Source organism: Sorangium sp. So ce302 (genome assembly GCF_051530145.1).
Lineage (GTDB): Bacteria > Myxococcota_A > Polyangia > Polyangiales > Polyangiaceae > Sorangium > Sorangium cellulosum_B.
In genome coordinates, this window is the sequence record NZ_CP150326.1 from 11301406 (window position 1) to 11326100 (window position 24695).

At 71.5% G+C, this 24695-nt stretch carries 19 protein-coding genes; 6 read left to right on the forward strand and 13 right to left on the reverse strand.

Annotated elements, in window-relative coordinates:
* Positions 1-39: 39 nt before the first annotated feature.
* A complete protein-coding gene (locus WME73_RS42780; protein ID WP_437913335.1) occupies positions 40-735 on the forward strand; it encodes a Kazal-type serine protease inhibitor domain-containing protein in 696 nt (231 codons plus the stop codon).
* A 64-nt stretch (positions 736-799) separates the two neighbouring features.
* Here the strand turns inward: WME73_RS42780 and WME73_RS42785 are convergent, their stop codons facing one another.
* The gene (locus tag WME73_RS42785; protein WP_437742025.1) at positions 800-1573 is read right to left on the reverse strand and encodes a hypothetical protein; all 774 of its coding nucleotides are present in this window, start codon (positions 1571-1573) and stop codon (positions 800-802) included.
* 326 nt (positions 1574-1899) lie between these two features.
* On the opposite strand from WME73_RS42785, the gene WME73_RS42790 reads away from it, so the two are divergent.
* Both WME73_RS42790 and WME73_RS42795 read left to right on the forward strand, forming a co-directional pair.
* A complete protein-coding gene (locus tag WME73_RS42790) occupies positions 1900-2241 on the forward strand; it encodes a hypothetical protein (RefSeq protein WP_437853732.1) in 342 nt (113 codons plus the stop codon).
* Positions 2238-2894 (forward strand): hypothetical protein, encoded by a 657-nt coding sequence (locus WME73_RS42795; RefSeq protein ID WP_437913336.1) that lies wholly within the window; start codon positions 2238-2240, stop codon positions 2892-2894. Before WME73_RS42790 ends, WME73_RS42795 begins: the two co-directional genes overlap by 4 nt.
* Positions 2895-3019: 125 nt before the next feature.
* Here WME73_RS42795 and WME73_RS42800 read toward each other — a convergent pair whose 3' ends face one another.
* The 8 genes from WME73_RS42800 to WME73_RS42835 form a co-directional block, all read right to left on the reverse strand.
* Entirely contained in the window at positions 3020-3937 is a 918-nt protein-coding gene (locus WME73_RS42800; protein WP_437742028.1) for a metallophosphoesterase, read from the reverse strand.
* A 303-nt stretch (positions 3938-4240) separates the two neighbouring features.
* On the reverse strand, positions 4241-5344 hold the full coding sequence (locus tag WME73_RS42805; RefSeq protein ID WP_437913337.1) for an alpha-hydroxy acid oxidase: 1104 nt from the start codon (positions 5342-5344) through the stop codon (positions 4241-4243).
* Positions 5345-5557: 213 nt separating this feature from the next.
* Positions 5558-6586 carry an expansin EXLX1 family cellulose-binding protein gene (locus tag WME73_RS42810; protein ID WP_437913338.1) on the reverse strand — a complete coding sequence of 343 codons (1029 nt, stop codon included), beginning with the start codon at positions 6584-6586 and terminating at the stop codon, positions 5558-5560.
* 57 nt (positions 6587-6643) lie between these two features.
* Positions 6644-7993: a hypothetical protein gene (locus WME73_RS42815; protein WP_437913339.1), complete on the reverse strand. Its 1350-nt coding sequence runs from the start codon at positions 7991-7993 to the stop codon at positions 6644-6646.
* A 201-nt stretch (positions 7994-8194) separates the two neighbouring features.
* Positions 8195-13981 carry an AAA family ATPase gene (locus WME73_RS42820; protein ID WP_437913340.1) on the reverse strand — a complete coding sequence of 1929 codons (5787 nt, stop codon included), beginning with the start codon at positions 13979-13981 and terminating at the stop codon, positions 8195-8197.
* A 361-nt stretch (positions 13982-14342) separates the two neighbouring features.
* Positions 14343-15311 (reverse strand): hypothetical protein, encoded by a 969-nt coding sequence (locus WME73_RS42825; RefSeq protein ID WP_437913341.1) that lies wholly within the window; start codon positions 15309-15311, stop codon positions 14343-14345.
* A 287-nt stretch (positions 15312-15598) separates the two neighbouring features.
* Positions 15599-17014, reverse strand: a complete 1416-nt coding sequence (locus tag WME73_RS42830; RefSeq protein WP_437742035.1) for a hypothetical protein — start codon at positions 17012-17014, stop codon at positions 15599-15601.
* Positions 17011-18558: a YncE family protein gene (locus tag WME73_RS42835; protein ID WP_437913342.1), complete on the reverse strand. Its 1548-nt coding sequence runs from the start codon at positions 18556-18558 to the stop codon at positions 17011-17013. The genes WME73_RS42830 and WME73_RS42835 overlap by 4 nt, the downstream gene beginning before the upstream one ends.
* Positions 18559-19080: 522 nt before the next feature.
* On the opposite strand from WME73_RS42835, the gene WME73_RS42840 reads away from it, so the two are divergent.
* The gene (locus WME73_RS42840) at positions 19081-19974 is read left to right on the forward strand and encodes a fibro-slime domain-containing protein (RefSeq protein ID WP_437742037.1); all 894 of its coding nucleotides are present in this window, start codon (positions 19081-19083) and stop codon (positions 19972-19974) included.
* Positions 19975-20062: 88 nt separating this feature from the next.
* Here the strand turns inward: WME73_RS42840 and WME73_RS42845 are convergent, their stop codons facing one another.
* From WME73_RS42845 to WME73_RS42855, 3 genes are all read right to left on the reverse strand, one after another.
* Positions 20063-20305, reverse strand: coding sequence for a hypothetical protein (locus WME73_RS42845; protein ID WP_437742038.1), 243 nt, complete (start codon positions 20303-20305; stop codon positions 20063-20065).
* Positions 20306-20316: 11 nt separating this feature from the next.
* Positions 20317-20550, reverse strand: a complete 234-nt coding sequence (locus WME73_RS42850) for a hypothetical protein (protein WP_437742039.1) — start codon at positions 20548-20550, stop codon at positions 20317-20319.
* A gap of 72 nt (positions 20551-20622) precedes the next feature.
* Complete coding sequence (locus WME73_RS42855; protein ID WP_437742040.1) at positions 20623-20955, reverse strand: hypothetical protein; 333 nt, start codon at positions 20953-20955, stop codon at positions 20623-20625.
* 131 nt (positions 20956-21086) lie between these two features.
* On the opposite strand from WME73_RS42855, the gene WME73_RS42860 reads away from it, so the two are divergent.
* Together WME73_RS42860 and WME73_RS42865 are read left to right on the forward strand one after the other, a co-directional pair.
* Positions 21087-22214, forward strand: a complete 1128-nt coding sequence (locus WME73_RS42860; RefSeq protein ID WP_437742041.1) for a S8 family serine peptidase — start codon at positions 21087-21089, stop codon at positions 22212-22214.
* A gap of 602 nt (positions 22215-22816) precedes the next feature.
* Complete coding sequence (locus tag WME73_RS42865) at positions 22817-23194, forward strand: RNA recognition motif domain-containing protein (RefSeq protein ID WP_437913343.1); 378 nt, start codon at positions 22817-22819, stop codon at positions 23192-23194.
* A gap of 192 nt (positions 23195-23386) precedes the next feature.
* On the opposite strand, the gene eno is transcribed toward WME73_RS42865, so the two are convergent.
* Positions 23387-24682 carry a phosphopyruvate hydratase gene (gene eno, locus WME73_RS42870; protein WP_437295560.1) on the reverse strand — a complete coding sequence of 432 codons (1296 nt, stop codon included), beginning with the start codon at positions 24680-24682 and terminating at the stop codon, positions 23387-23389.
* Positions 24683-24695: the final 13 nt, after the last annotated feature.

Below are 24695 nucleotides of genomic sequence, written 5' to 3' on the forward strand. Positions count from 1 at the left end.
GAGCGCCGGGGCGCTTCCTCACGAGGAGTTTTCACGATCATGAAGATGACACATGTTCTGGGTGCAGTGTTCGCTGTGACGCTCGCCGCCTGCACGGCGACATCCGATGATGCCGAGGTCGCGGATGCGGAGGAGACCGGGGCCGCCGAGGGCGCGCTCGCGGTGAGCGACGTGGCGACAGCACCGGCGTATTTCGAGCACGAGAGCCGCTTCACCCTCGCGCGGCCCGGCGGCATGTGCGGGGGCATCGCCGGCATACGCTGCGCGGCGGGCCTATATTGCGACTTCGCCCCCGAGGCGAACTGCGGCGCGTACGACCGGAGCGGCACGTGCGAGCTCATGCCCGACGCGTGCCCGCAGGACTACGATCCGGTGTGCGGCTGCGATGGCCGCACCTACAGCAACGGCTGCGTCGCGGCCACGGCCGGCGTCTCGGTGAGGAGCGCGGGGGAGTGCGGCCCCACGATCGTGGGGATCGGCGAGAGCTGTGGCGGCTTCACCCTCGGCGGGCCGCGCGTGTGCGGCGAGGGGCTCTACTGCAAGTACGCGCCGTCCGCGATCTGCGGGCGCGCGGACGCGTCCGGCACCTGCGCGGAGAAGCCCGATGTTTGCACGAAGGAGCTCGCTCCCGTGTGCGGCTGTGACGGCCAGACGTACGCCAACGCTTGCACGGCGGCAGCGAGCGGCACCTCCGTCGACGCGCGGGGCGCGTGCGCGGACGCGCCGATCGAGTGAGCGAGATCGCCGCCCCGCTCCGCGGCTGATCGAGCGCGAGGAGCGCGGGCGGCGCGGCGCGCGTTCACGGCTGCTTCTCGACGGATTGCACGTCGAGCTGGATGAATTGACCGACGTACGGCTCGGGCGCCGGGGGGACGCCTTCCACGACCAGATGCTTGAAGTTGGCGATGCTGGTGTGATTCGGATCCTCGCCCTTGAAGGACACCGTGGATCCGCCCCGGATCGGAATGGTCTTCGTGTGGTCGATGATGAACGTGTCGTGCCCGACGGTCGGGCTATCGTTGAGCCAGTAGACCTCGGCCGGGTCGGAGACAGAGATGCTGTAGCGGTTGTACGTCGCGTTGTCGGGTGTACCGCCCACGCGGAAGTGCATGCCGTCGGGCGTGCCGCCCTTGTAGGTCTCCGGCTCGACGACGCCGCGGAGCCGGACGGTCACCAGATAGACCGTGTCGGGCGAGCCGCCGAACGTCTTCTTCTCGTCGACCAGCGCCGAACACGCACACTCGTCGCTGTTGCCCGGGTCCCGGTCGCACGGCATCTCCCAGCGGAAGCCGTCGATGCTGTCGGCCGCGGCGAGCAGGTTTTCTTCTTCGCCGCCGCTGCCGCCGGCCCCGCCGCTGCCGCCGGCCCCGCCGCTGCCGCCGGCCCCGCCGCTGCTGCTGCTGGAGCTCACGCTGCTGGAGGCGCTCGTGCTGGCGGCCGTCGAGGCTCCCCCGCCCGAACCCGCAGCGCTCGTCGTGCTGGAGCTGGCCTGATCGTCCGCAGGCGGGTCGGAATCGGAGCCGCAGGCGAGAAGGACCATCATCGCAGGGACCACGATCAAAGAGATTCTCATTTTACACCAGTCCGGCGAGGGCGCCGGCAGTAGAGGCTGGGGACGCGAAACGTCGTTGCCTTGATATCACGGCTCGTTCGCGTGACCATGTCAGGTTCGTGAGCGGCCCGGTGCACTACCGGACGAAGCCAAAGGAGGACGTGCGGCCGACAATGTGAACGTTCACATGATGGGCGTCAATGCGAATCGACCGACCCGCGGGGTTCCTCGAGCGTGCGGGGGGGGGCGGGGCCGAGGACATGGGCCTGCGCTCGCGGTAGGATGCCATGGCGCCCGGGGCGCCGGGCTCCGTCGCGCCGCATTCACGCTTTGCAGCGAGGTTGAACGTGAGATCCTGGATCTCTGCCCGTCGAATCCTGTGCGTCCTCCTGCTCGCGCCGCTCGCCCTCGGGATGGGCATCAGCGAGCAGGAGTTCCTGTGCGAAAACGCGGCTGCGCATCTCGAGGAGTGCTGTCCGTCGTTCGCCGCGACTCCCGCGCTCTGCCAGCAGAACGTCGGCTGTAACGGGAACGAGGAGCTGTGGCTCACGGCCGACGAGAGCCGGTGCATCCAGGACAGGGAGTGCGGCGACCTCGTCGCGAGCAACGTCTGCGAGCAGGCGGCCGCGCGCATGAAGCTCGCCGAGGGGGGGAGCGCAGGCGTCGCGCGCCCGGTGGTATGTCGATGAGGCGGCGTATCCGCTCGTCGAGGCGGCGATGGGGCGGCGCGGCCGTGCTCTCCGGGCTCCTCGCCCCCGCCCTCGCCAGCGCGCAGGAGCCGCAGCCTCCTCCGGGGCCGCCCGCTCTGGCGCCCCTCCCCTCGCCGCCGCCCGCGACGCCCACGACCGCACAGGCGCCGTCGACCGCGCCGCCTGGTGCGCTCGCACCCGAGGGCCCGGAGGGGTGGAAGCGCGGCTTCGGCGTCAAGCTCCACGCCGGGGGCTCGTGGCAAAGCTTCTATTCCCTCGCCATCTATGGAGCGAGCTTCGGCGCCGCCGCCGGGGGCACGCTCGAGCACGTCGCGCTCTGGGGAGGGTTCGAGGGCTTCGTCGGCGTCACCGAGTTCGGCCTCCCCGCGCGCATGTTCCGCCCGAGCTTCGCGGTGGAGACCCACCTCGGCGATTTCCGGCTCGGCGGAGGCGCGGGCCTGCTCCTGCTCGCGGTGACCCGCGCGACGTCAACGTCGTCCATGACCTCCACGGCGTTCGGGTTCAGCGGGCACCTGAGCTACGACCTCGTCACCCTCGATCAGCACGCGATCTACCTCGAGGCTCGGATGAACGTCGATCTCGCCTCGGCGATCCTCTGGGGGCCCTCGGGAGCCCTGGGCTTTCGCTACTAATTCTACTCACCAGGAGTCCGGCCAGGGATCCAGGGAGAGATTTCAACGCAAAGACGCAAAGACGCAAAGGCGCGAAGACGGATCTCTGACCTGCGCAAGCAGAGACGGCCTTGGGCGCTGCAGCGCTACGGCTCTCCGCCGCCGACGCTCCCCTCGCCGTGCCGGTGCCCCCGCGCCCGCCGCTCCCGGTTCCTCGCCACCTTCGCCGCGCGGCTCGCCATGAGCTCCGGAGACGGCTTGCGCCCCAGGTGCGGCTCCTGCTCCGCGTGGTGCTCGTCGAACGACCCCGGCTCGCTGCCGAGCTCGAAGATCGCCACCTCCCGCTGGCCCCGCTCGCCGAGGCGCAACGGCATCACCGCCGCGCCGATCCCCGCCCCGACGTAGACCGCCCCCTGGCCAGGCTCCCCCCGCTTGCGCGTGCCGTAGAGCCCGTGAATGTACCGGTGCCCCGCGATCTTGCCGATCGAGAGCTCGTTCAGGCGCGCGACCGTCACCTGGCCCGCGTGCGTGTGGCCCGACAGCACAAGCGGGATGCCATGGCGCCAGAGCCCGTCCGCCTCCTCGGCGATGTGCGAGAGGCCCAGCGTCGGCAGGTCGCGCCGCATCCCCTTCACCGCCTTCTCGAGCGACGCGTGGCCCGTATACGCGTCGTCGAGCCCCACCACCTGGAGCCGCTCATGGCCCAGCGTGATCACCGTGCTCGCGTTGCAGAGCACCGCGGCGCCGCCCCGCTCGAGCGCGCGCTTCACCGCGTCGGCGCCCGACCAGTGATCGTGATTCCCCAGCACGGCGATCACCGGCGCCTCGAAGCCGCGCACCACCTCTTCCAGCTGATCGAGGTAGAGCTGGCTGTGACACACGAAATCGCCCGTGAGCACGACGAGGTCGGGCCGCTGCAGGTTCGTCAGCGCGACGGCCGCGCGCTGCACCCGCACCGACGTCACGCGACCGACATGCTGATCGGTCAGGTGGGCAATCCGGAGCGACGACATCTGATCGAGGTAGGCCGCCGGCCCCGCAAAACGCCGGAGCCGAATCCCCATGGCCGGGTCCGCTCCCTCAGGCGCGGGCTCCCCCCCGGAGGCGCCAGCGCCTCGCGCAAAGAGCCTCCGCCACCGCTCCCTCGCAGGTACTGCGCTGCTCACGATGGCCGAGTGTACGGGTGAGGCTGAATGGCCGCCACCTTTTCTTTCGTCGAAGACGCCTTGACACCTCGATTCAGCGGAGCGCAGCAATGCGTCGACGTGAGCGACGTGCGCGTCGCGATCGTCGCCGTCCGCCGCCTGGCCGCACGCGGGACAGCGCCGATCTTGGAAAACTCCGCGCTCGTGCGACTCAGGCATCCATCATCGCGCCTGAGCTCGTCGGATCAGGTCGCGATCGATGGATGCCAGGGTAGGACAGCCGGCGAGCGCCATGGCGATCGAGAGCTCATCGCGCAACCCCGCGAGCACACGCGCGACGCCCTCGCCGCCGAGCGCGGCGAGCCCCCACAGGACCGGGCGTCCGACCAGCACCGCGCGGGCGCCGAGCGCGATCGCCTTCAGCACGTCGGTACCCCACCGGATACCGCCGTCCATCAGCACCGGGCACCTCCCGGCGATCGCCGACGCGATCGCCGGGAGGGCCTCGATCGTCGCGGGGGCGCCGTCGAGCTGCCGCGCGCCGTGGTTGGAGACGACGACGCCGGCGGCGCCCGCCTCGAGCGCGCGGACCGCGTCGTCCGGCCTGACGATGCCCTTGAGCAGAATAGGGAGCCTCGTGAGCGAGGCGAGCCACCCGACGTCGCGCCACGTCAGCGAGGCGTCATGCCGGGAGGCGACGTAGGACGCGAGCAGAGAGCCCCGCTCCTCGGCCGGCGCGGCCGCCGTGGCGTCGACGAGGTTCGCCATCACGAGCCCCTCGGGCAGCGCGAAGCCGTTGCGCACGTCCGCTATCCGGCGGCCGAGGACCGGTGTGTCGACGGTCAGCATCAGCGCCCGGTAGCCGGAGGACTCGGCCCGCTCGACGAGGGCGCGCGTGAGGCCGCGATCCTTGTGGACGTAGAGCTGGAACCACTTCGGCCCTGGAGACGAGCCCGCCACCGCCTCGAGGCTCGTCGTCGAGAGGGTGGAGAGCGTGAAGATGGTGCCGAGCTCGGAGGCCGCCCGCGAGGAGGCGATCTCACCGTCGGGGTGCGCGAGGCGCTGATACGCCGTCGGCGCCACGAGGATGGGGAACGGCACCCTCGTGCCGAGCACCGTCGTGCTCATGTCCCGCTCGGCCACGTCGACGAGGACGCGGTAATGGATCTCGAGGCGGCGGAATGCGCGCCGGTTCTCGCGGAGCGTGCGGCCCTCGTCGGCGCCTGATCGGTAGTAGTCATAGGCCATCTTCGACAGCCGGGCGCGCGCTGCGCGCTCGAAGTCGTCGACGGTGAGCAGCGACGGAGCGGGGCGAGGGTCTTGCACGGTGTTCTCCTGGAGATCCCGGCGGCGCGTCCCGACCGCAGGGGGGCGGCCATCCTACCAGCTGGCCCCGGGACCAGCCGGCTGGCGAGCGCGCTTCCCCGCAGCCCGGCGCGGCCGCGGCGCCCGTGGGAGCTCGACCGCGGCGGGCGAGGGGCGCGTCCACCACCGGGCCTCCGGGCGGCCGCCCTCGAGCAGGGGGCGCAGGCCTCGGTCTCAGTTGCAGGCGGCGAACTGCCCGCTCGCGGGCTGGTTTCCGGCCTTGAGGTCCAGCATCGCTTCCACGGTGGAACCGTTGATGTCGGTGGCGCGGACGTGATAGGGCGCATTCCCCATGTTCCCGTCGCCGACGACGAAATAGTTGTACGACTGCCGCGTGGCCGTCTGCCACGTGCCGTTGATCTCCACCTCCAGCTTCTCGATCGGGTGCGCATGCCCCTCGACGAGGATCTCGTTCCAGTACTTGTTGCTCGCGTCCTTGAGGCGGAAGGAGACGGCGCTCGTCGTCGGACAGGGGATGTACCGCCAGGAGATCTTCCCCGCCGCGCCGCCGTGGGTGGTCCCCAGATACCCCTCGCGCTCTTCGCCGATCTTGAGAAAAGCGCTCTTGCTGAGATCGATGTGGCCCGCCGTGCACTTCGGGTTCGTGGCGATCGGGCACTGGTCCACGACCATGGCCTGCACCTTGCGCCCGTCGTCCCGGGAGACCTCGACGCACGCGCCGCACATCGCCGCCGCGTCGTAGTCGGCGGTGTTCATGGCGGCGAAGTACTGACCTCCGCCGAACGGGACGTGCCCGACGACGTCCGGGTTGCGCCCGACGATCGGGTAGCTGCAGTTCACCTCGGTCGAGCCCATGTCGAGCGTGTAGAAGGTGATGGATCCGTTCGCGTACTCCGCGGGATAGTCGCAGCTCACCGGCTCGCTGCCCGTTCCCGTCGAGGTGGTCGCGCCGGTGCTCGTGGCGCTGGGATCGCCGCCGCCGCTCGTCGAGGAGGTGGAGCCGGCCGTCGTGGAGCTGCCCGGACCAGCGCCCGCGCCCGTCGTGACGCCGTCCCCGCCCCCTGCGCCTGTGCCGGTGCTGGCGCCGACCGCGCCCGCGCCCCCCGGCCCGCCGGCGGCGGACGAGGCGCTCTCCGCGCTGCCGGCGTCACCGCCGCCGCCGTCGCTGCAGCCAGCGACGCCGAGCGCGATCAGCGACGCGAGCGGCAATGAAATGCCCCTGGGCAGATAACCTAGCTTCATCTCGACTCCTTAAGATTTACGATAGGGATGGATTCGCGAATCCACGCGATTGGCTTATCACGGCCCCGCGGCGCGCTGCTCGATGAAGGTGCCGGCCGCCGTCGTGTACGCGATCCACAGCGAACCGCCGCGATCCGCCTCGATCGCCACGTGCTTGAACGACTTGCCCTCCACCGCGACGCAGCGCGCGTGAAACCGCCCTTCGCCGTCGAGCTGCCCGAGCTCGAGCGCGTGGCGCGCCCCGGGCTCGCGCGAGACCGGCCGGACCCGGGCCACGTGGATCGGCGAGACGCCCTGCGTGGCCGCGATCGGCGCGGGGCTGAGCCCGTTCGGGTAGAGCGACCAGACCGCGGGCATGTCGTCGCGCGGCGCCTCGTCCACGCGGATCGCCGCCATGCCGAACGCCGAGATGTCCTTCGCCGCCGGCAGGAGCAGGTACGCAGGCCCGGCGGCGCCGATGGCGAGCGCGCCGCCCATCCGCGATTCCCCCGCGTCGCCGACGAAGACGACAGCGTCAGGGCCGAGCTCGAGCTTGCCTTCCGCCGTGAGCCCCAGCGTGCGGGCGTGCACCGGCGTCAGCGCCGACCGCGCGTCGATGTACATCGCCAGCGCGCCTCCCTTCCAGGGCGACAGCGCGACGAAGGTGGCGCCGCTGCCCTCCTCGGAGAGCGGCACGGCGGCCCCGTCGTCGAGCACCGCGAACGCCTGCGTCACGGCGCCCTCGCTCGTCTTCCGATCCGAGAGAAAGGCGAGCAGCGTGTGCCCGCCGGGCAGCGCGACGGCGGAGATCCCCGTGCCGCGGCGCCCGGCGCCGATGGGCGGCCCCTCGCCGCCGCCGAGCAGGGTCCTCCGGATGGTGCCGCCGTGATCCATGCAGTACACGAACCGGGAGGCCACCGCGCACGCCGGCCACGAGGCGCGCGCTGGCTCGCCGCTGCCATCCCCGGCGTCGGGCGCGGCCTCCGCGGGCGGAGAGCCTGGCGCGGTGAGCCCGCCGAACGACGGCGCGACGTGCTGCGCCACGCCGTCGCGGTTGAAGATCACCCGGAAGTCAGCGCGCTCCGCCTCGTCGGGAGACCACAGCAGCGCCGGCCCGCGGAGCGAGAGCGAGAGCGGCCCTCGGCGCAGCGTGCAGCCTGCGCCCAGCGCGGCGGCGTCTGGAGCTGCCGCGTCTGGCGCGGCGGCGTCCGGAGCTGCCGCATCCACCGCTGCCGCATCTGCCGCTGCTGCGTCCGCCACCCCCGCGTCCAGCGACAACGCGCTCGCGGTGGGCGCAACGGAGGGCCCCTGCGCCGCAACACCCGCGTCGGGCGCCGGCCCGGCGCCCGGCGTACCCGAGCCGTCACGGCAGGCGGCGAGCGCCGCCAACACGAGCACGCGCGCGCCCAGGGGGGGATACCTCACCACCGCGGCCCGACTCCGAGCAGGGCCTGGATGTTCCCCGAACGCATGCGAAAGCTATCGGGCGAACGGCGTGTAGCGTCAACCCGGGAAACATCGCCGGATGCCGTGACGGCCCGTGGAACGAAGGGGGAGTCCATCCGAAGAGCGAAGGCTGGTGCTCTCACCACCGCTGGCGAGTCGGTCGCGCGAAGAAGAAGAGGAGCGCTATGACGAATTGAACGATCCAAAACCATCACTGCCTGCGCTGCCTCCTGGGGAGGCGCACGATCCTATCGAATCGTTCGAGAAGACCGGCGCGCGCAGCGACACCGGCGGTCCGGCGCCGGGGAGCTCGACGGTGAACGTGGCGCCGGCGCCGGGCGCGCTCTCGACACGGATCGAGCCGCCGTGCGCCTGCGCGATCTGGCGGCTGATGTACAGGCCGAGCCCCAGCCCGCCGTAGTGCCGGTCGGACACGGCGCGCTCGAAGCGATCGAAGATCCGCTCCTGGCGCGCCGGGTCGACGCCGATGCCGTGATCCTTCACCGAGAGCCGCGTCGTCCCGGCCTCCTCGCCGAGGACGATCTCGATGGGCTTGCCCGGGCCGAACTTGATCGCGTTGGCGACGAGGTTCGTGACGATCTGGTCGACGCGGGAGCGATCCCAGGAGCCCACGTTGCGGCCGCTGATCCTCAGCGAGACCGAGCACCCGGCGCGCGCCAGATCCAGCTCGAACCGCGCGATCACGTCGCGCACGACCCCGCCGAGGTCGACCTCCGCCAGGTCGAGCGAGGCCCGATCCGTGTCGATCCTCGAGACCTCGACGAGCTCGCGGTTCAGGCGGGCGAGGCGCATCGCCTGCCGCAGCGCGCGCTCGACCTGCCTGCCCATCGCCGGCGGATCGCAGGGCCGACCCGAGCGAAGGCTCCTATCCATGGCCTCGAGCGAGAGCGTGAGCGACGTCATCGGCGTGTTGAGCTCGTGCGTCGCCACGGTGAGGAACTCGTCCCGCATGCGGATGGCCTCCTGGGTAGCGCGGTACAGCCGCGCATTGTCGATCGCGAGCGCAGCCCTGTGCGCCACGTGCTGGACGATCTCCAGGTCGGCCTCCCCGTAGCAGCGCCCCGGCGCGGACGAGATGACGCTCAGCGCCCCGATCGGCCGCCCCCGCGCCATGAGCGGCACCGCGATGAGGCTCTGCACCCCGAGCTCGCGGATGAGCCTCGCATGCTCGTCGTCCTCGCAGTATTGCCGGAGCTCTTCCTCGGAGCACCCGGAGACCAGCAACGGCTCACCACACCGCAGCGCCCTGGCCGCCGGATGGGGCGAATCCAGGGCAGGAGAATACCGACGCCGCAGCTGCTCGAGCAGCGACTCCTTGGCGGAATCCCTGTGCGCCCAGATGCTTCGCCGGATCTGCTCGCCTTCGGCGACATCGGTGATGCACCAGTCGCAGAGCGATTGCACCGCGAGCCGCGCGACGCGCGCCAGCGTCTCCTCGTAATCGAGCGAACCGGAGAGGATCTCCCCGGCCTCGGCCAGGAAGGCCGCGCGCCGCTCCGCCGCCTCGGCCCCGGTCCTCGCGGCCTGCTCCTTGGAGAGGAGCCGCGCGTTCTCCAGGGAGATCGCGGCCTGCGCGGCGAGCAGCGACAGGGCGGCGAGCCGCTCCGGCGGGAACGCGCCGGCGAGGAGGTCGTTCTCCAGATAGAGCAGGCCCGCCACCTCCGCCTGCCTCAGGATGGGCATGCAGAGGGCCGACCTGGGCTTGCGCCGCGCGAAGTACTCGTCGCCGGAGAACTTGCCGGCGAGAGCCTCGGTAGGGCTCAGGATGACGCGCTCCTTCGTCCGTTGCACGTAGCGGACGAGCGTCATGGGGACGCGCTGTGAAGCGCCCTCCCCGGAGCGCGGGAGGACGGTCCTCACCTCCCCGCTCTCCTCCAGGATGGCCTCGGCTCCGATGGAGAGGCGCTCGTCCTGGTGCAGGACGAGACAGGCTCGCTGCGCGCCGCCCTGCTCGAGGACGACCGTGAGCAGCGTCCGCAGGAGCTTGTCGAGGACGATCTCGCTCGAGATGGTCTGCGACGCCTTGACCACCGAGAGCTGGTCGAGCTGCTCGAACCGCGCCGCGAAGGAGGCGGTCGGGGCGAGCGGCCTCGCGTCCCAGAAACGCGGATTCCGCTGATCGATGTGCCGGACCTTGCCGTCCGCCCCCCAGCGGACATAGCAGGCGCGGGCCTCGCGGAGGTAGGTGTCGGCGATCAACTCGAACCCTCGCTCCCGGTAGAACCCCGACGCGATCTCGTAGGCCAGCGCCTCGTTGTGCACGAAGCCGCTCGCGCGCGCCGAGCGAATCGCCTGCTCGTAGAGCTGGGCAGCGTCGTCCCATGCGCCGCGGAGACGCGCGATCTCGGCGCCGATCAGCGCCGCCCGGTCGCCGAAGTTCTCGCTGCAGCTCTCCGCCCAGGTGTCGATCTGCCGCTGGTGGGCGGCGAGCGCCTCGAGGTGCCGGCGCCGCTCGGCGGCGTCCGCCGCGCGGCAGCGCGCCGCCCGCACGAGCGCTCCATAGAAATGGTACTCGGCCACCTCGAAGAACGAGCCCGACGTCCAGAGGAGCGGCCGCGCCTTCTCCGCGGCCTCGAGCGAGCCGTCGAGGTCGCCCGCGAGGAAGCGCGCTTGCAGCTTGCGTATCCAGTACCAGCAGGTGGCGATCGCGAGGCGCGGATCGCCCTCCAGGCGCTGCTCGAACCGGCGCTCGTCGAAGTCGGCGTCGCTGAACGAGGAGAGATCGGGCAAGAGGCCCCGGAGGGCCCGGATGAGCCTGAGCTGCGCGGTGACGATGTCGACCTCGAGGCCGAACCGCGCCCGCCGCACGAAGTCGAGCGCGCGCTCGGCCTCGCGCTGCACCTCGCCGAGGGGCTCTCCCGCGGCGAGGAGGATCGTGATCAGGCAGTTCTTGTTGTACGACGCATACGTGATGTCCCCGGTCTCCTGCCCCGCCTCGAAGCCCCGTCGCAGGAGCTCGACGCCGGCGCGCATGTGCCTCACCCACGGGTTGACCCGGTGCCCGAAGCCCAGGTAGACGCGGGATTTGAAGCGCAGGGCCCCGCGGCGCTCCAGGAGCTCGAGGCCGAGCCTGGCGAACCGGTAGGCCATGCGGTAATCGCCGAAGCGCGGCCCGAGGAGCATGCCGAACCAGGTGTAGGCGAGGCACGACGCATCGCAGTTGCCGCGCTCGAGGCTGAGGGTCGTCATGCGCGTCACGACGAGGCAATTCAGGTTCGCGTCGGTGAACAGCGCCGGCGACTGCGCGTGGGTCAGGACCTCGAGGGTCGCGCGGCACTCCGGGTCCGTCATCCGGGGTGAGTCGATGAGGTCCTCGACCGAACGGCTCCCGAGCAGCTCCCAGACTCGCTCGTATTCCTTCCGTACCTCCTCGTCCGTGGGGTGCGGCGACCACGTGACGCCGACGCGGCGGAGGTAGTCGAGGCCGACGTCGACGCCGCGATCGCTGCGGTCCATGGTCGTGTAGAGGCCGAGGCGCGCGCACGTGACGGCGGCCAGATCGACGAGGCTCGCGGCGCGGCGCGAGAGCGCCGAGAGCCGCTCCTCGGCCGCCGAGAGATCGCCGGTGAGGTACTCGCACTCGGCCCGATGGAGCTCGAGCTCGAAGGTGAGCTCGTACCGTCGCTCCCAGCGATCCTCCGGGAGCAGCGCCCTGCCGGCGACCAGATACCTCAGCGCCAGGGCGCAGGCGTTCGACCCCCTGGCGCGCTTGCCCGCGATGAGGTTGAGCTCAGCCACCCGCTCGCGCTCCGCCCGTGATGTGATCAGCGGAGCGCCTCGGTCGAGCTGATTGACGATCTCGAAGATCTTCTCCTCGAGCGCCTCCGGCGCCGCGCGCGACGCGAGCAGCCGGCCGATCCCGAGGTGCATCGCCGGCCGCTCGCCTTCGGGGATGAGCGAATAGGCGGCCTCCTGGACCCGGTCATGGACGAACCTGTACGAGGCGTCCCTGCGCAGGACCAGCCCCACGCGGACGGCATCCCAGAGGTCCGCGTGCGTCTCCTCCACCGAGCTGCCGCGGACCATCGCGAGGCGGTCGACGCCGGCGGTGCTCCCGAGACAGGCGAGGTGCTTCAGCGCCTCCTGGGCGCCCGGAGGGAGCCGCACGAGCTTGCCGACCATCAGGTCGATCACGTTGTCCGTGAAGCCCTTTTCGCGGATCTTCGCGACGTCCCATTGGAAGCTCTCGGCGCGCTCGTCGAGCTCGATGAGCCGCTCCTCGTGCAGCGCGGTGAGGAACTGGATCGCGAAGAAGGGGTTGCCGGCCGTCTTCTCGTGGACGAGGGCCGAGAGCTGCGCGGCGTCCTCGCTGCGGCAGCGGAGCGCGTCGCCGACGAGCGCGCCGAGGTGCTCCCGGGAGAGCGGGCCGAGCACGATGTCCGAGACGCGCGCGCCGTCCTTTCGCACCTTGTCGAACGCCATCATGAGCGGGTGCGAGGGCGTCACCTCGTTGTCGCGGTACGCGCCGACGACGAGGAGGTGGCGCGTCTCGGGGTGGGTCATCAGATCATGAAGGAGCCCGAGGCTCGCGGGGTTGGTCCACTGGAGATCGTCGAGGAAGAGCACGAGCGGGTGCTCCTTCCGGGCAAACGCCCCGATGAACCTCCGGAACACGACGCGAAACCGGTGCTGCGCCTCGGCCAGCGGGAGCTCAGGGACCTGCGGTTGCCGGCCGATGACGAGCTCGACCTGCGGGATGACGTCCACGATGAGCTGTCCGTTGGGCCCGAGCGCGTCGAGCAGCCGCTGCCGGAAGGCCGCGATCCGGTCCTCGGGCTCGGCGAGGATCTCGCACACGACATCCCGGAAGGCCTGGACGAGCGTGAAGTGAGGGATGCCGCGTCTGGATCGTTCGAACTTCCCCGAAAGAAACAGGGCTCGTTCCCGGACGATCGGTTTGTAGAGCTCGTGAACGAGGGCCGACTTTCCGCTGCCGGAATAGCCAGAGACCAGGACGAGCTCGGGGACCCCCGTGTCCACGACGCGCTCGAACGTGCGCCGCAAGGCGCTCACCTCGCGCTCGCGGCCATAGAGCTTCTGCGGGAGCTGGACGCGGCCGGAGATGTCGCGCTCGCCCAGGGAGAACGGCTCGATCCTGCCACACGCCCGGTGCTGCGACAGGCACCGCTCGAGGTCGTGCCTGAGGCCGCGGGCGGTCTGGTAGCGATCCTCCGCCATCTTGGCGAGGAGCTTCAGGACGATCGCCGAGAGGACCTCGGACACCCCGGGGACGATCGCGGAGGGCGGCGGCGGGGCGAGGGCGACGTGGCAGTGCACCCACTCGAGCGGATCCCGCGCCTCGAACGGCAGGCGCCCCGTGAGCATCTGGTAGAAGGTGACGCCGACCGCATAGAGATCTGCGCGGCTGTCGATCGCCCGATTCATTCGCCCCGTCTGCTCCGGAGACAGGTACGGCAAGGAGCCTTCGATGAGCCGGGGAGTCCCGACCGGGGGCTGCTCGCGGGGGAGGCGGGAGGCAAGGCCGAAGTCGGCGAGCTTCACCTCGCCCGTGGTCGCGTTGACGAGGATGTTCTGGGGCTTGAGATCCTTGTGGAGGATGTCCCGCTGGTGGAGCTCCGCCACGCAGGTGACGAGACGTACCGCGAGATCGAGGAACCGCCCGGCGCTCATGGGCGCGTCGATGAGGAGGAGGTGATCGAGCGACTCGCCGCCGAAATCCTCCATGACGAGCGCCGGCAGCCCCTCGAACGTCTCGAGGGCGAGCGGTTCGACGAAGGCCTCGTGGCGGAGACCCTTGCCCATCGTGTACTCGCGCCGGAGGCGCTCGATGTCCTGCGAGCAGCCGCTCCTCGGGTCGATGACCTTCAAGATCACCGGGCGGCCATCGGCGCTCCGGACCGCGCGAAGCAGGCGGGTTCTTCCGCCCTCGTGGAGGGTCCCGGTGATCGTGTACGGGGAGGGAGCGCGCATCTCCTTGGGCAGACTCACGAGGACGACATGCCGCAAAGCGCTGGCGCCGGTCGGCCGGGGGGGACATCGAGGCCGTCGGCGACCCCGGAGCGGCCGAGCCCGTGTGCCGCCCCGAGGGGGCTCAGCCATACAACCGGCGCGCACACACGGCTCCCGCCAAACACCGCGCCGCCCGCCCCATGCTCCCGCGATCGTGACATCGTCAGACCCCTCCTGTATCGATACACTATCGATACCACGAGGACCCCGCTGCGCCCGCCCCTGGACGGACGGCGACCCCAGGAGGGGATTCACGAAGCGATCGCTCGGCTGCTCGGGCCGCCGGTTGCGCCCGACGGGCGAGCCAGCCTGGACCGATGGTCGGATCAGGATCGGGAATCTAGAAGGCGAACGGCACGTCGATCTGCAGGATCTTGTGCTCTGACGCCGTCATCGGATCATCGAGCCCCATCGCGAACGCGACCCCGGGGCGCAACCACATCTTCTCTCCCAGCTTGAAGTGGCCGCGCGGCCCCACGGCCACCGTCGTCGTCTCGCGCGTCGCGCGGGAGGCGTCCTTCTGCACGGAGACCGGCGTCGAGAGCCAGCGCTGGTGCCGGAGCTCGGCGCCGATCGACAGCATCGGGACGACGAAGTAGCCGAGGTGCACGCCGGCGGTGAAGTTCGTCTTCGACGAGTCCGGCTGCACGTCCTCCCCGCGGACGCGCACGAGCTGGAGCACCGTGGCCTCGATCTGCGCGGTGAAGCCGTGGGCGACATAGGCGAGCCCGACGCCCGGGAAGACCGTGAGGTCGTTGACGGCGAACATCGCGTTATCCATCGCCGAGCGGGCGTAGATCCCCGCCGTCCTCGCGGGGCCCATCTCCGGGCTCGGCGTGTTGCCGCCGCCGGAGCCCACGGGCACCGTGAGGCCAAGGAACAGGGCGAGTCGCAGCTCCGGCGTGAGCTTCAGCGCGTAGGTGGCGCCGACGACAGGGTTCAGGAACCCGAAGCCCGAGTCGCCCGCAGGCGGGGAGTTCGAGACGACGCCGAGCCGCACGAGCGGGGCCAGCTCGTCGGTCACCTTGTAGCTGAAGAGCAGCGTGGACGCGACTGTCGAGCCGGAGGAGCTCGCGGAAGGAGCGCTGTAGAAGGCGATCGCGGTGTCGGAGCGCACGACGGACACGGCGACGACCGGACGGAGCTGAAACGGCAACGAATACGGAGGCGGCTTGGGCTTGTCCGCCGGCGGCTCCGCGGCGGCAGGCTCCGTCGCGGGCTGAGCCGACGCCTGAAACGCAGGCAGACAAAGGAGGCTCGCGCCGAAGAACACACGGAACAACGGACGACATGGATGCTTGTTGGTCATGGGCAGAGCAGGGGGTTGGGCTGGAGGACAACCGCTGTGGCCTCGTCGCCAGCGCAACGAGACGGCCTTCGGAACTGCCGTCGGCTCTGCTGAGCCTGCTCCCACTCTCCGCGCAGAGAGGTTTCGCAAAGATGACAGGGACGAAATGATGGCGCGTGTTCGACACCTCTGTTCGCCGGAGATGTCGTTACCTGCGCGCCGCGGAACCTCGGAGAAACCTGCCGGCCATCAAGACGAGCCGCGGGCGAGCGATGCGCGGAGCGCCGATCCGCCGCCGCGGCCGGGCCTTACCGCTCGAGCACCGTGATCGAGCGGTCCCAGTACGACGCGACCACCGCCCGCGCGCCGTCCTTCGAGACCGCCACGGCGCACGCGCCCTTGCCCGTGGGCAGCGACGCGACGACCCTCGGCGGGTCGCCCGCGATGACCACGACGCCGCTGCCGACCGGAGGCCACCGGGTCCCGCCGAGCGCCACGAAGAGCGTCTTGCGGTCGGGCGACGTGACGCCCGTCAGCGGCACCCCGCGGAGCGGGAGCGTGCTCTTCACTTCCATCGTCGACAGGTCGATGACGCTCGCGGTCCGCGCCTCGGCGTTGAGCGTGATGCCGTACCGGTCCTCATCGAGCAAGAAGCCCGCGGTCGGGCCGACGCCGACGGGCGTCTTCCTCGTCTCGGTCACCCCGGCGACGCTCAGCAGGATCGCCGTGTTGGACAGCCGATCGGGGAAGAACACGGCGCCGCCATCCCGCGTGATGTCGCCCTCGCGCGGCTCGCGCCCGACCGCGATGCTCCGCCGGGTCGCGCCGAACGGCGACTCGCTCGGATCGAACAGGTCGATCCACGCGCCCCCCGGCCGGCCCGCGTGCGTCAGCGCGCCGAGCGCCGCGATGTAGGGGCGCCCCTCGGCCTGCACGAGGAACAGCTGCCCCGTGGCGTGCGGGAGCGTGATGTTCGCGAGCCGCACCCCCGTCGGCAGCTCGAACTTCGTCACGCGCTTCGTGTCCGTCGTCGCCGCGACCACCGTCCTGCCGTCCGGCAGCGCCACGATGTCGCCCGGCGTCCGGCCGACGTCGAGCAGGACCGGATCGCGATCCCACGCGGTCGTGTCCATCACCGGGATCCGCGCGGCGTCCTCGTGCCGCAGCACCGCGACGTAGCGGTCGAACAGGAGCCGGATGTGGTCGCCCTGCGCCGGCATCGACGCCTTGTGGATGAGCTCGCCGCTCTGGAGCTTGTACTCGCGCAGCGAGGCGTCGTCGGCGCTGACGTAGATCGACGTGCCGCTCGGGTTGAAGACCACGTCGAGCGGGTGCACGTCCCCGATCCGGAACTCGCGGGCGCGCCAGCGGCCCTTCGGCTCCGCCGGGGGCGGCGCGGGCTCGGCGGCGTCGGGGCCGAACGCCGCGGGGTCCGGCGCGTCGTCCGGCGCGGCGCGCGAGGCGGCGCCCTCCGGCGCGAGCGCGGTCAGCGGCGGCGCCTCGCCGACGGGCGACTTCAGGCTGGTCAGGGTGGCGATGATCACGGCCGCGACGCCGCTCGCCACGGTCACCGCGGCCCGCGCCAGGCGCGGCTCGCGGCCGGAGAGCGACCCCACGGAGCCGCGGTGGCGCTCGCCGAGCCACCCCTTGCAGGCGCGGCACTTGCGCGCCCCCTCGACGATCCGCGCGCCGCAGCTCGGGCACGGGACGCGACGCTCGCTCATTGCAGCACCCATGCGACCTTGGCGCGATCGCCGAGCGCGAGCGCCGAGCCGCCGTCCGGGGCGAGCCGCACCCGCGTCGGCTCGCCGCCGAGCGGGTGGACCTTCGCCGCGTAGCTCTTCAGATCGACCAGGGCCACCGAGCCCGCCCCGTCGCCGCTCAGCGCGACGACCGCCTGCGCCCCGTCCGGAGCGATGGCCATGTCGAGCGCGCGGCCGGGGAACGTGACGGCGCGGAGCAGCTCGCGCTTCGACAGATCGAAGACCTGGATCGCCCGCCCCTCGTTGCACCGCACGATCGCGCGCCGGTCGCTCCGGACGAGCGCGATCTGCTCCGGCTCCCGGCACGTCGTGATGCGCGCCTCCTGCCGGACCGCGCCCGACGGGAGCCAGGTGAGCGGCACCAGGGTGTTCTCGGCCCGGAGGGCCACGAAGCCCGCCGAGCCGTCGGGGATCATGAGCGCGCTGGCCGGGTTGCCCACCATCGAGGTGCGCACGCGATCCTGCTCCGAGCCGAGCCGGCTCGGGTCGAACGGATAGGCGACGCCGCCCGACGGCTCGCCCTTGCCGGGCAGCGGGAGCTGGCCCGTCGTCGTGATCGCGCGGGTGCCGCTGTCGTCCACGGCCACCGGGCCCACGGCGTCGTCGCCGAACTGGATGCGCTCGATCTCGGCGTGGTACTCGGTCGCGAGGATCGCCACCGCGTGCGCCGCCGGCAGCGAGGCGAGCGCGCGCCGGCCCGAGGCGCCTACCTGGATGTCGCCCACGGCCTCGCCGAGCTCGATCGTCTTGAGCAGCCGCGTCGTGGCGGCGTCGATCACGTAGATGCGCGAGGGCGCGGTCGCGTAGACGACGTCGCCCACGCGGTGCAGGCGCCGGACGTGGGGCGCCTCGGAGACGAGGCTCAGCGCCTGGCCGGTCCGGGAGCTGCGCACCTCCAGGCCGGCGGACAGCGCGACCACGAAGCGGTCACGGTCGAGCGGGAGCGCGTCGAGCGCGTCCTTGGGCAGCGAGAAGGGGCCGGTGATCGAGGGCGCGTGCGTGTCGGCCAGGTGGCCGACGTCGTTCGGGCGCTGCCAGACGCAGCGGCCGAGCTGGCATGACTCGCCGCTCCAGCACGGCGCCCCGCACACCGGGGCCGGGGGAGCGACCGGCGACGCGGCCCGGGACGGCGCGAACCGGTGGGGCGCCAGGTAACGGAGCGCGCCGCCGGTGCTGATGAGCCCCAGGATCGCGCCGATCGTGACGAGCGGGCGCCAGTGGAGGGAGAGCCAGCTCGCGTCCTTGGGAGCATCGGGGATCGAAGGCGCCGTCGCCGTCCGCCTGGGCGCGTCGGCCGGCTCCCCGCACTCGGGGCAGAGGGCGACCCCGGCGGCGATGCGCTCGAGGCAGACAGGACAGGTCGCCTCGCCGGCGCCGGTCGATCGCCGGGGCGGCGGCTCCGTCCACGGGACAGGCACCGGGCTCGCCTCGGCGGCGTGGAGAGCCTCCCGCGCCTCAGCGGCGCTGGAGCCGGGCTCGGTATCGCTCCGCGTCTCGTGGTCCACTGCGCACCTGCGTCTCTTCCGTGTCCGTGACGAGCGGACCTCGCGTAACCCGAGCGTGCCCGGAAGTCGAGCCTTTCGTGCCGGCGCAGCGGCCCCGGCGACGTGGCCCAAGCCACGAGCGGCGCGCGCCGTGGACGAAACGACGTGGCAGGAGATCGCACCGCCACGAAAGATGCCTCGCGCGGCGGGGCGAGGGCCGCCGGCGCAGCAGAGGGGAGCATGGTTGTGGCCGTCAGCTCGGCATTCGGCCGTTGCGCGTCAGCTCGGGAGTCGGCCGGCGGCCGCCGGGTGGCCGAAGCGTCGATATCACCGAATTGACGTGCTCCCTGCGCCCGGCGCGCTTGCGGCCATGACTCGCCGAGCGAACACCATCAGAAGAAAATCCCAGCACCATCAAAAGAATAGGCACATTTGCCGGGTGCAATTCCACAAGATAACGCACCACGTCAGCACGCCGGGAGGACACCATCATGCTAATTTACCGGCGGGGTCTTGGGACGGCATCTTAACACGAGGTTGGCGATGAAAAAGACGGCTGGGTGCGTGGCGGCGCTTGCGCTTATGGGCGTGCTGGGCGCGTGTAGCGCAGAGAATCAGGGGAACAGCAGCAGCGGAGGCGACGCGTCATCGCAGGGGCAGGGCGCAGGCGGGCCCGGCGGGACCACCGGTGGGCCCAGCGGGACGGGCGGCTACGATGACAGCTTCGGCTCGGTCGATCCCACCGTCAGCAGCAGCGGTGTCGGCGGGAACCCCGGGGAGGACCAGGAAACCGGCAAGTCGTGCGACGGCAAGTTCACCGGCCGGGTGCGCGACTTCCAGGAGGCGCACCCCGACATGGAGCCGCAGGACGAGGGCAAGTGCATCAACTGCGACGATCACATGATCGTCACGGACACCCTCGGAGAGGACCTGAAACCCGTCTATGCCGGCGGGGCCGAGGGCACCACGACCACGACCGGCAAGGAGAACTTCGACGTGTGGTTCCGCGACACCGAGGGCGTGAACATGCCGATGAACCTCACGCTGCAGTTCGAGGACCCCGAAGGCGACGGCGTGTGGACGTACAACAACCGGGAGTTCTTCCCGGTCGACGAGGCGCTGTTCGGCAACGAGGGGCGGCCGCACAACTACCATTTCACCTTCGAGATGCACATGGGCTTCCAGTACAAGGGCGGCGAGCAGTTCACGTTCGCCGGCGACGACGACGTCTTCACGTACATCAACGGGAAGAAGGTGGTCGACCTCGGGGGCATCCACGCCGAGCAGCTCGAGGTCGTCGACCTCGACGACCTCGGGCTCGAGATCGGGAAGACGTATCAGCTCGACTTCTTCTTCGCCGAGCGCCACGTGACCGACTCTCACTTCCGGATCGACACCTCGATCGAGTTCCTCAACTGCGGCATCCAGGTCAACTGACGCCGGCGACGGGCGAGGCCGCGCGCCTGGCCCTCCCGTAGCGCCTCGTCGGGGTGCCCCCTCCCTGCGACGCTCGCGCGCGCGGCGATCAGTCAGAGCAGGCGAACTGCGGCGGATCGCTCTCCATCACGGCGCAGCCCGAACCGCACTCCTCGAAACAGTCCATGCAGTCGGCGTACGAGGCGGCCCGCGCGGGCGAGGTGACCTCGCCGACGTGCTCGGCGCACACCTCCCTCGCCTTCTCCGTGTCGTAGCCGCCACAGCCGGACACGGCGCCCGCGACCGCGACGAGGACGGCGACCAACAGCGAGCTCTTCCTGTCCTTGCTCATATAGCTCCCTCTCATTCTGCGCAGGTGAACGTCTGCGGGCACGCCCCCGACGGCTCGCAGGCGTCGCCGCACTCCTCGTAGCAGCTCACGCACGCCTCGTGGCTCTCGTCGGTGGAGCAGGACGGCACCGCGTCGCGCAGCTGGGCACAGCGCTGCTGCGCCTCCTCCGTCGAGAGCCCCCCGCAGCCACCCGCGAGCGCGACCAGCGAGAGCAGCGCCGCGCCAATCCCCAGCCTTCGAGCCATCCAAGCCTCCCTTCGAGCCATCCAAGCCTATCCGAAGCGCCACGACAGGGCGCGGCTTTCCGGGGCGCGCGCTCAGCCGTCCGCCGGCCTCGGCACCGTGACGAGCCCGTAGGTCCCCGCGCCGCTCACCTGGATCCACGCGCGCAGCACCTGGATCGGCCGCCCCGCCCGCGCCACGGCGGCCACCGCGTCGCCGAGGTCGCGCGCGCACGCGGCGTGCAGGTCGTCGGTCGTCTCGTGGTCCTCCGCGGAGCGGCGGATCCAGACCGCGGTCGACGGCATCACCGCGCCCTCGTGCCTGTCCTGCCAGCGCCTGCCGACGAGGTGCGCCCGGAGGAGCTTCCTCGCTTCCGGGGGCGTGTCCGGGTGGAGCTCATACACCATCGTCGCGATGAACGACCTCATGCACCCGAGCCTGCCGGAGCGCCGCGCGCCCGTCCAGACGGCGCGCTGCGCGCGTCCGCTGGACGAGCGGGCGGGCTCGCGCGGAGTTCCCGAGGGCAGGGGCGGCGGAACGGTGAAATAGTGTCGCGCCGATGCCTCCAAGCGACCTCGACCCCCGGCGCATCCTGCCGATCGCGGACCGGCTCCACGCGGACCCCGGCTACGCCGGCCGCGGCGTCACCATCGCCTTCCTCGACTCCGGCTTTTACGCCCACCCGGACCTCACCACCCCCCGGAACCGCGTCCTCGCCTACCACGACCTCTTCGCGCCCGAGGCGGGCCCCTCGGCGCTCGAGCACGGGGACGCCTCGTCGTGGCACGGCATGATGACCTCGGTGGTCGCCGCCGGGAACGGCGCGCTCTCCGACGGGCGCTTCCGCGGCCTCGCCTGGGAGGCGAACCTCGTGCTGGTCAAGGTCGGCTTCGCCCACCGCATCATCCACGACGACATCCGGCGGGGCATCGAATGGGTGATCGCGCACCGCGAGCAGCACGGGATCCGTGTGCTCAACATCTCCTGCGGCGGCGATTACGAGGAGTCGTACCTGACCGGGAGCCTGTCGCGCGCCGCCGACGACGCGACCCGGCACGGCATCGTGGTCGTGGCCGCCGCGGGCAACGCGGGGCACGACCCGGGGCACCGCGTCCTGCCGCCGGCCAGCGCGCCGAGCGTCATCGCCGTCGGGGGGCTCGACGACGGCGGCGCAGGAGAGCAGACGTGGAACTACCACTCTTCGTACGGCCTCACCCTCGACGGGCTGCAGAAGCCGGAGCTCATCGCGCCGGCGATCTGGCTGGCGGCGCCCATCCTGCCCGGGACGCCGACGGCGGCGCAGGCGCAGCTCCTCTCGCTGCTCGACCGCGCCCGGGACGAGGAGCTGCCCGGGCTGCTCGTCGAGCACGCGTGCGTCGATCCGGACCTCGACGCCATCGCCGGCCGCGAGCCGTACCTCGTGCGCCAGCTCGCGGCGGCCAAGCTGCGCGACCAGAAGGTGATCTCCGGCAATTACAAACACGTGGACGGGACGAGCTTCGCCGCGCCGATCGTGAGCAGCGTCGTGGCGCAGATGCTCGAGGCGAACCCGCGCCTCTCCCCGCAGCAATGCCGGCGCATCCTGATGAAGACCGCGCGCGGGCTGCCCGGCATCGCGCCGGAGCGCCAGGGCTTCGGCGTCGTGCAGCCCCGCGCCGCGGTGGCCGCCGCGCGCGCCGCCGCGTGAGCTCGCCGGCGTCCACGCGGCGAAGAGGTCGCTGGCGCTCGAGCTGACCTGCGCCGTGACGTCGCGCTCGGAGCCGTCCTGGAAGCGGCCGATCGCCGCGAGCTGCACGGCGGCGGGCTCGCCGTGGGCGAGCGCGACGGACCTCCAGGTCGAGCTCCGGACAGGCAGGGTACCGCGCCGGTCTGACGGCCGGCTCGCCGGGACTTCGAGCACGAACGGCGCGAGGAGGCCCGGAGCCCGTTCGTCCACATCGCACGGGGCATCGCGGCACGAGGCGCACGCCGTATCCAACGGGGGGTGCGCGCCGTCGCCGCCGCCGTCCGACGGTCCGGCTCGCCGCGCGCGGCGGTGGTCAGGAACAGGCAGACGCGGCCAGCCTGGGGGAATACCTTGCGTACCCCGCCGCCGGCCGGTAGCTTCCGGAGCGCCTCAAGGCTCGTTCGTCCTCGACCTCTGATCCGGCCGCCTGCTGCAACGTGGTTGCCTCGTCCGAACGTGGGGTGACGGCCGGTCGTCGGGGAGCGTTTTCGCGTGCGGCCCGCGGCACGATCCGGGCCGTTCGCGAGGGAAGCGGGGATCGTGCAACGGGATTGGCGGCAGACATGAGCAAGCGGCTTTATGTGGGGAACCTGGCGTTCCATTCGACGGAAGACAGCCTGCGCACCGCGTTCGAAGGGGCCGGCGTCGAGGTACTCTCGATTCAGTTGATGACAGACAGGATGACCGGGCAGTCGCGCGGGTTCGGGTTCGTCGAGGTGAGCGATGCCCAGGCGCAGGCGGCCATCAACGCGCTGCACGGCAAGGACCTCGACGGCCGTACCCTGACGGTCAACGAGGCGCGCGAGCGCACCGGCGGCCCCGGCGGCGGCGGCGGCGGCGGTGGCGGCTTCCGCGGGGGTGGCGGCGGCGGCGGCGGCCGTGGAGGTGGCGGCGGCGGGCGCGGCGGTGGCCGCGGCGGCGGCGGGCGCGACCGCTGGTAGCGCTGCAAGATCGACCCCGACGGCGCGGTCAGCGCCGCGCGGGGCTTCTCGCCGCCTCGACCACGGGCGCCGGGGCGCGGAGCGCAGGGGGATCCCCCAGGAAATAAAGCAAGAAACGCCAGCGCGAAGGCGCGGCGACCCGCGCAGGAGCCCGGCCAGCGATGGCCGGACTCCTGGCCGGGTAGAACAGAGCTAGCTGGAGCGCTTCGCCCCGGGGCGGCGGAACGGCGCGCGGCCGGCGAAGACCTGGCCGTCGCCGAGCGCGTAGGAGATCCGGAGCAGCTGGTTGTACTTCGCGACGCGATCCGAGCGGGACGCGGAGCCGGTCTTGATCTGGCCCGCGTTCGTCGCGACCGCGAGGTCGGCGATGAACGTGTCCTCGGTCTCGCCCGAGCGGTGCGAGATGATCGACCGGTAGCCGCCCTCGGCCGCCTGGCGGATGCACTCGAGCGTCTCGGTGACCGTGCCGATCTGGTTCAGCTTGATGAGGATGGCGTTGGCGAGGCCGTCCTCGATGCCCTTCGCGAGGCGCGCGGGGTTCGTCACGAAGAGATCGTCGCCGACGAGCTGGACCTTCTTGCCGAGCCGCTCCGTGAGCAGGCGCCAGCCCTTCTCGTCGTTCTCGGCGACGCCATCCTCGATGGACACGATCGGGAACGCCTTGGCGAGCTCGTCGTAGATCGCGACGATCTCCTCGCGGGTCTTCTGCTGCTTGTCGAAGGTGTACCGCTCGGTCTTCGCGTCGTAGAACTCGCTGAGCGCCGAGTCGAGCGCGACGCCGACGTCCTCGCCCGGGCGGTGGCCGGCGGCCTCGATGGCGCGCACGACGTACTCGAGCGCCGCCCGGTTCGACGGGAGGCGCGGGGCGAAGCCGCCCTCGTCGCCGACGGCCGTGACCATGCCGTCCTTCTTGAGCAGGCCCCTCAGGGTGTGGAAGATCTCGGTGCCCGTGCGCAGCGCCTCGGCGAACGACTCGGCGCCGTAGGGGACGATCATGAACTCCTGGATCTCGAGGCCGTTGTCGGCGTGCACGCCGCCGTTCAGGATGTTCATGAGCGGCGTCGGAAGGACGCGCGCCGCGGCGCCGCCGAGGTAGCGCCAGAGCGGCAGGTCGACCGTGTCCGCGGCGGCGCGGGCGGCGGCCATCGAGACGGCGAGGATGGCGTTGGCGCCGAGCTTCGACTTGTTGGGGGAGCCGTCGGCCTGGATGAGCACCTTGTCGAGCTCGGCCTGGTCGAGCGCATCCATCCCGAGGACGGCCGGACCGAGGACGGTCTCGATGTTCTTCACCGCGGTGAGCACGCCCTTGCCGAGGAAGCGCTTCTTGTCGCCGTCCCTGAGTTCGACGGCCTCGTGCTCGCCGGTCGACGCGCCGCTCGGCACGGCCGCGCGGCCCGTGCCGCTCAGCGTGGTGACCTCGGCTTCGACGGTGGGGTTGCCGCGCGAATCGATGACTTCGCGCGCGATGACGCTCTGGATCTCCGACATGACCTCTCCTCAA

Excerpts from the sequence above, each read along its gene's own strand:
- WME73_RS42780 (WP_437913335.1), top strand. The coding sequence starts at position 40 with ATGAAGATGACACATGTTCTGGGTGCAGTGTTCGCTGTGACGCTCGCC.
- WME73_RS42785 (WP_437742025.1), bottom strand. The coding sequence starts at position 1,573 with ATGAGAATCTCTTTGATCGTGGTCCCTGCGATGATGGTCCTTCTCGCC.
- WME73_RS42795 (WP_437913336.1), top strand. The coding sequence starts at position 2,238 with ATGAGGCGGCGTATCCGCTCGTCGAGGCGGCGATGGGGCGGCGCGGCC.
- WME73_RS42800 (WP_437742028.1), bottom strand. The coding sequence starts at position 3,937 with ATGGGGATTCGGCTCCGGCGTTTTGCGGGGCCGGCGGCCTACCTCGAT.
- WME73_RS42810 (WP_437913338.1), bottom strand. The coding sequence starts at position 6,586 with ATGAAGCTAGGTTATCTGCCCAGGGGCATTTCATTGCCGCTCGCGTCG.
- WME73_RS42825 (WP_437913341.1), bottom strand. The coding sequence starts at position 15,311 with ATGACCAACAAGCATCCATGTCGTCCGTTGTTCCGTGTGTTCTTCGGC.
- WME73_RS42830 (WP_437742035.1), bottom strand. The coding sequence starts at position 17,014 with ATGAGCGAGCGTCGCGTCCCGTGCCCGAGCTGCGGCGCGCGGATCGTC.
- WME73_RS42840 (WP_437742037.1), top strand. The coding sequence starts at position 19,081 with ATGAAAAAGACGGCTGGGTGCGTGGCGGCGCTTGCGCTTATGGGCGTG.
- WME73_RS42845 (WP_437742038.1), bottom strand. The coding sequence starts at position 20,305 with ATGAGCAAGGACAGGAAGAGCTCGCTGTTGGTCGCCGTCCTCGTCGCG.
- WME73_RS42850 (WP_437742039.1), bottom strand. The coding sequence starts at position 20,550 with ATGGCTCGAAGGCTGGGGATTGGCGCGGCGCTGCTCTCGCTGGTCGCG.
- WME73_RS42855 (WP_437742040.1), bottom strand. The coding sequence starts at position 20,955 with ATGAGGTCGTTCATCGCGACGATGGTGTATGAGCTCCACCCGGACACG.
- WME73_RS42860 (WP_437742041.1), top strand. The coding sequence starts at position 21,087 with ATGCCTCCAAGCGACCTCGACCCCCGGCGCATCCTGCCGATCGCGGAC.
- WME73_RS42865 (WP_437913343.1), top strand. The coding sequence starts at position 22,817 with ATGAGCAAGCGGCTTTATGTGGGGAACCTGGCGTTCCATTCGACGGAA.
- eno (WP_437295560.1), bottom strand. The coding sequence starts at position 24,682 with ATGTCGGAGATCCAGAGCGTCATCGCGCGCGAAGTCATCGATTCGCGC.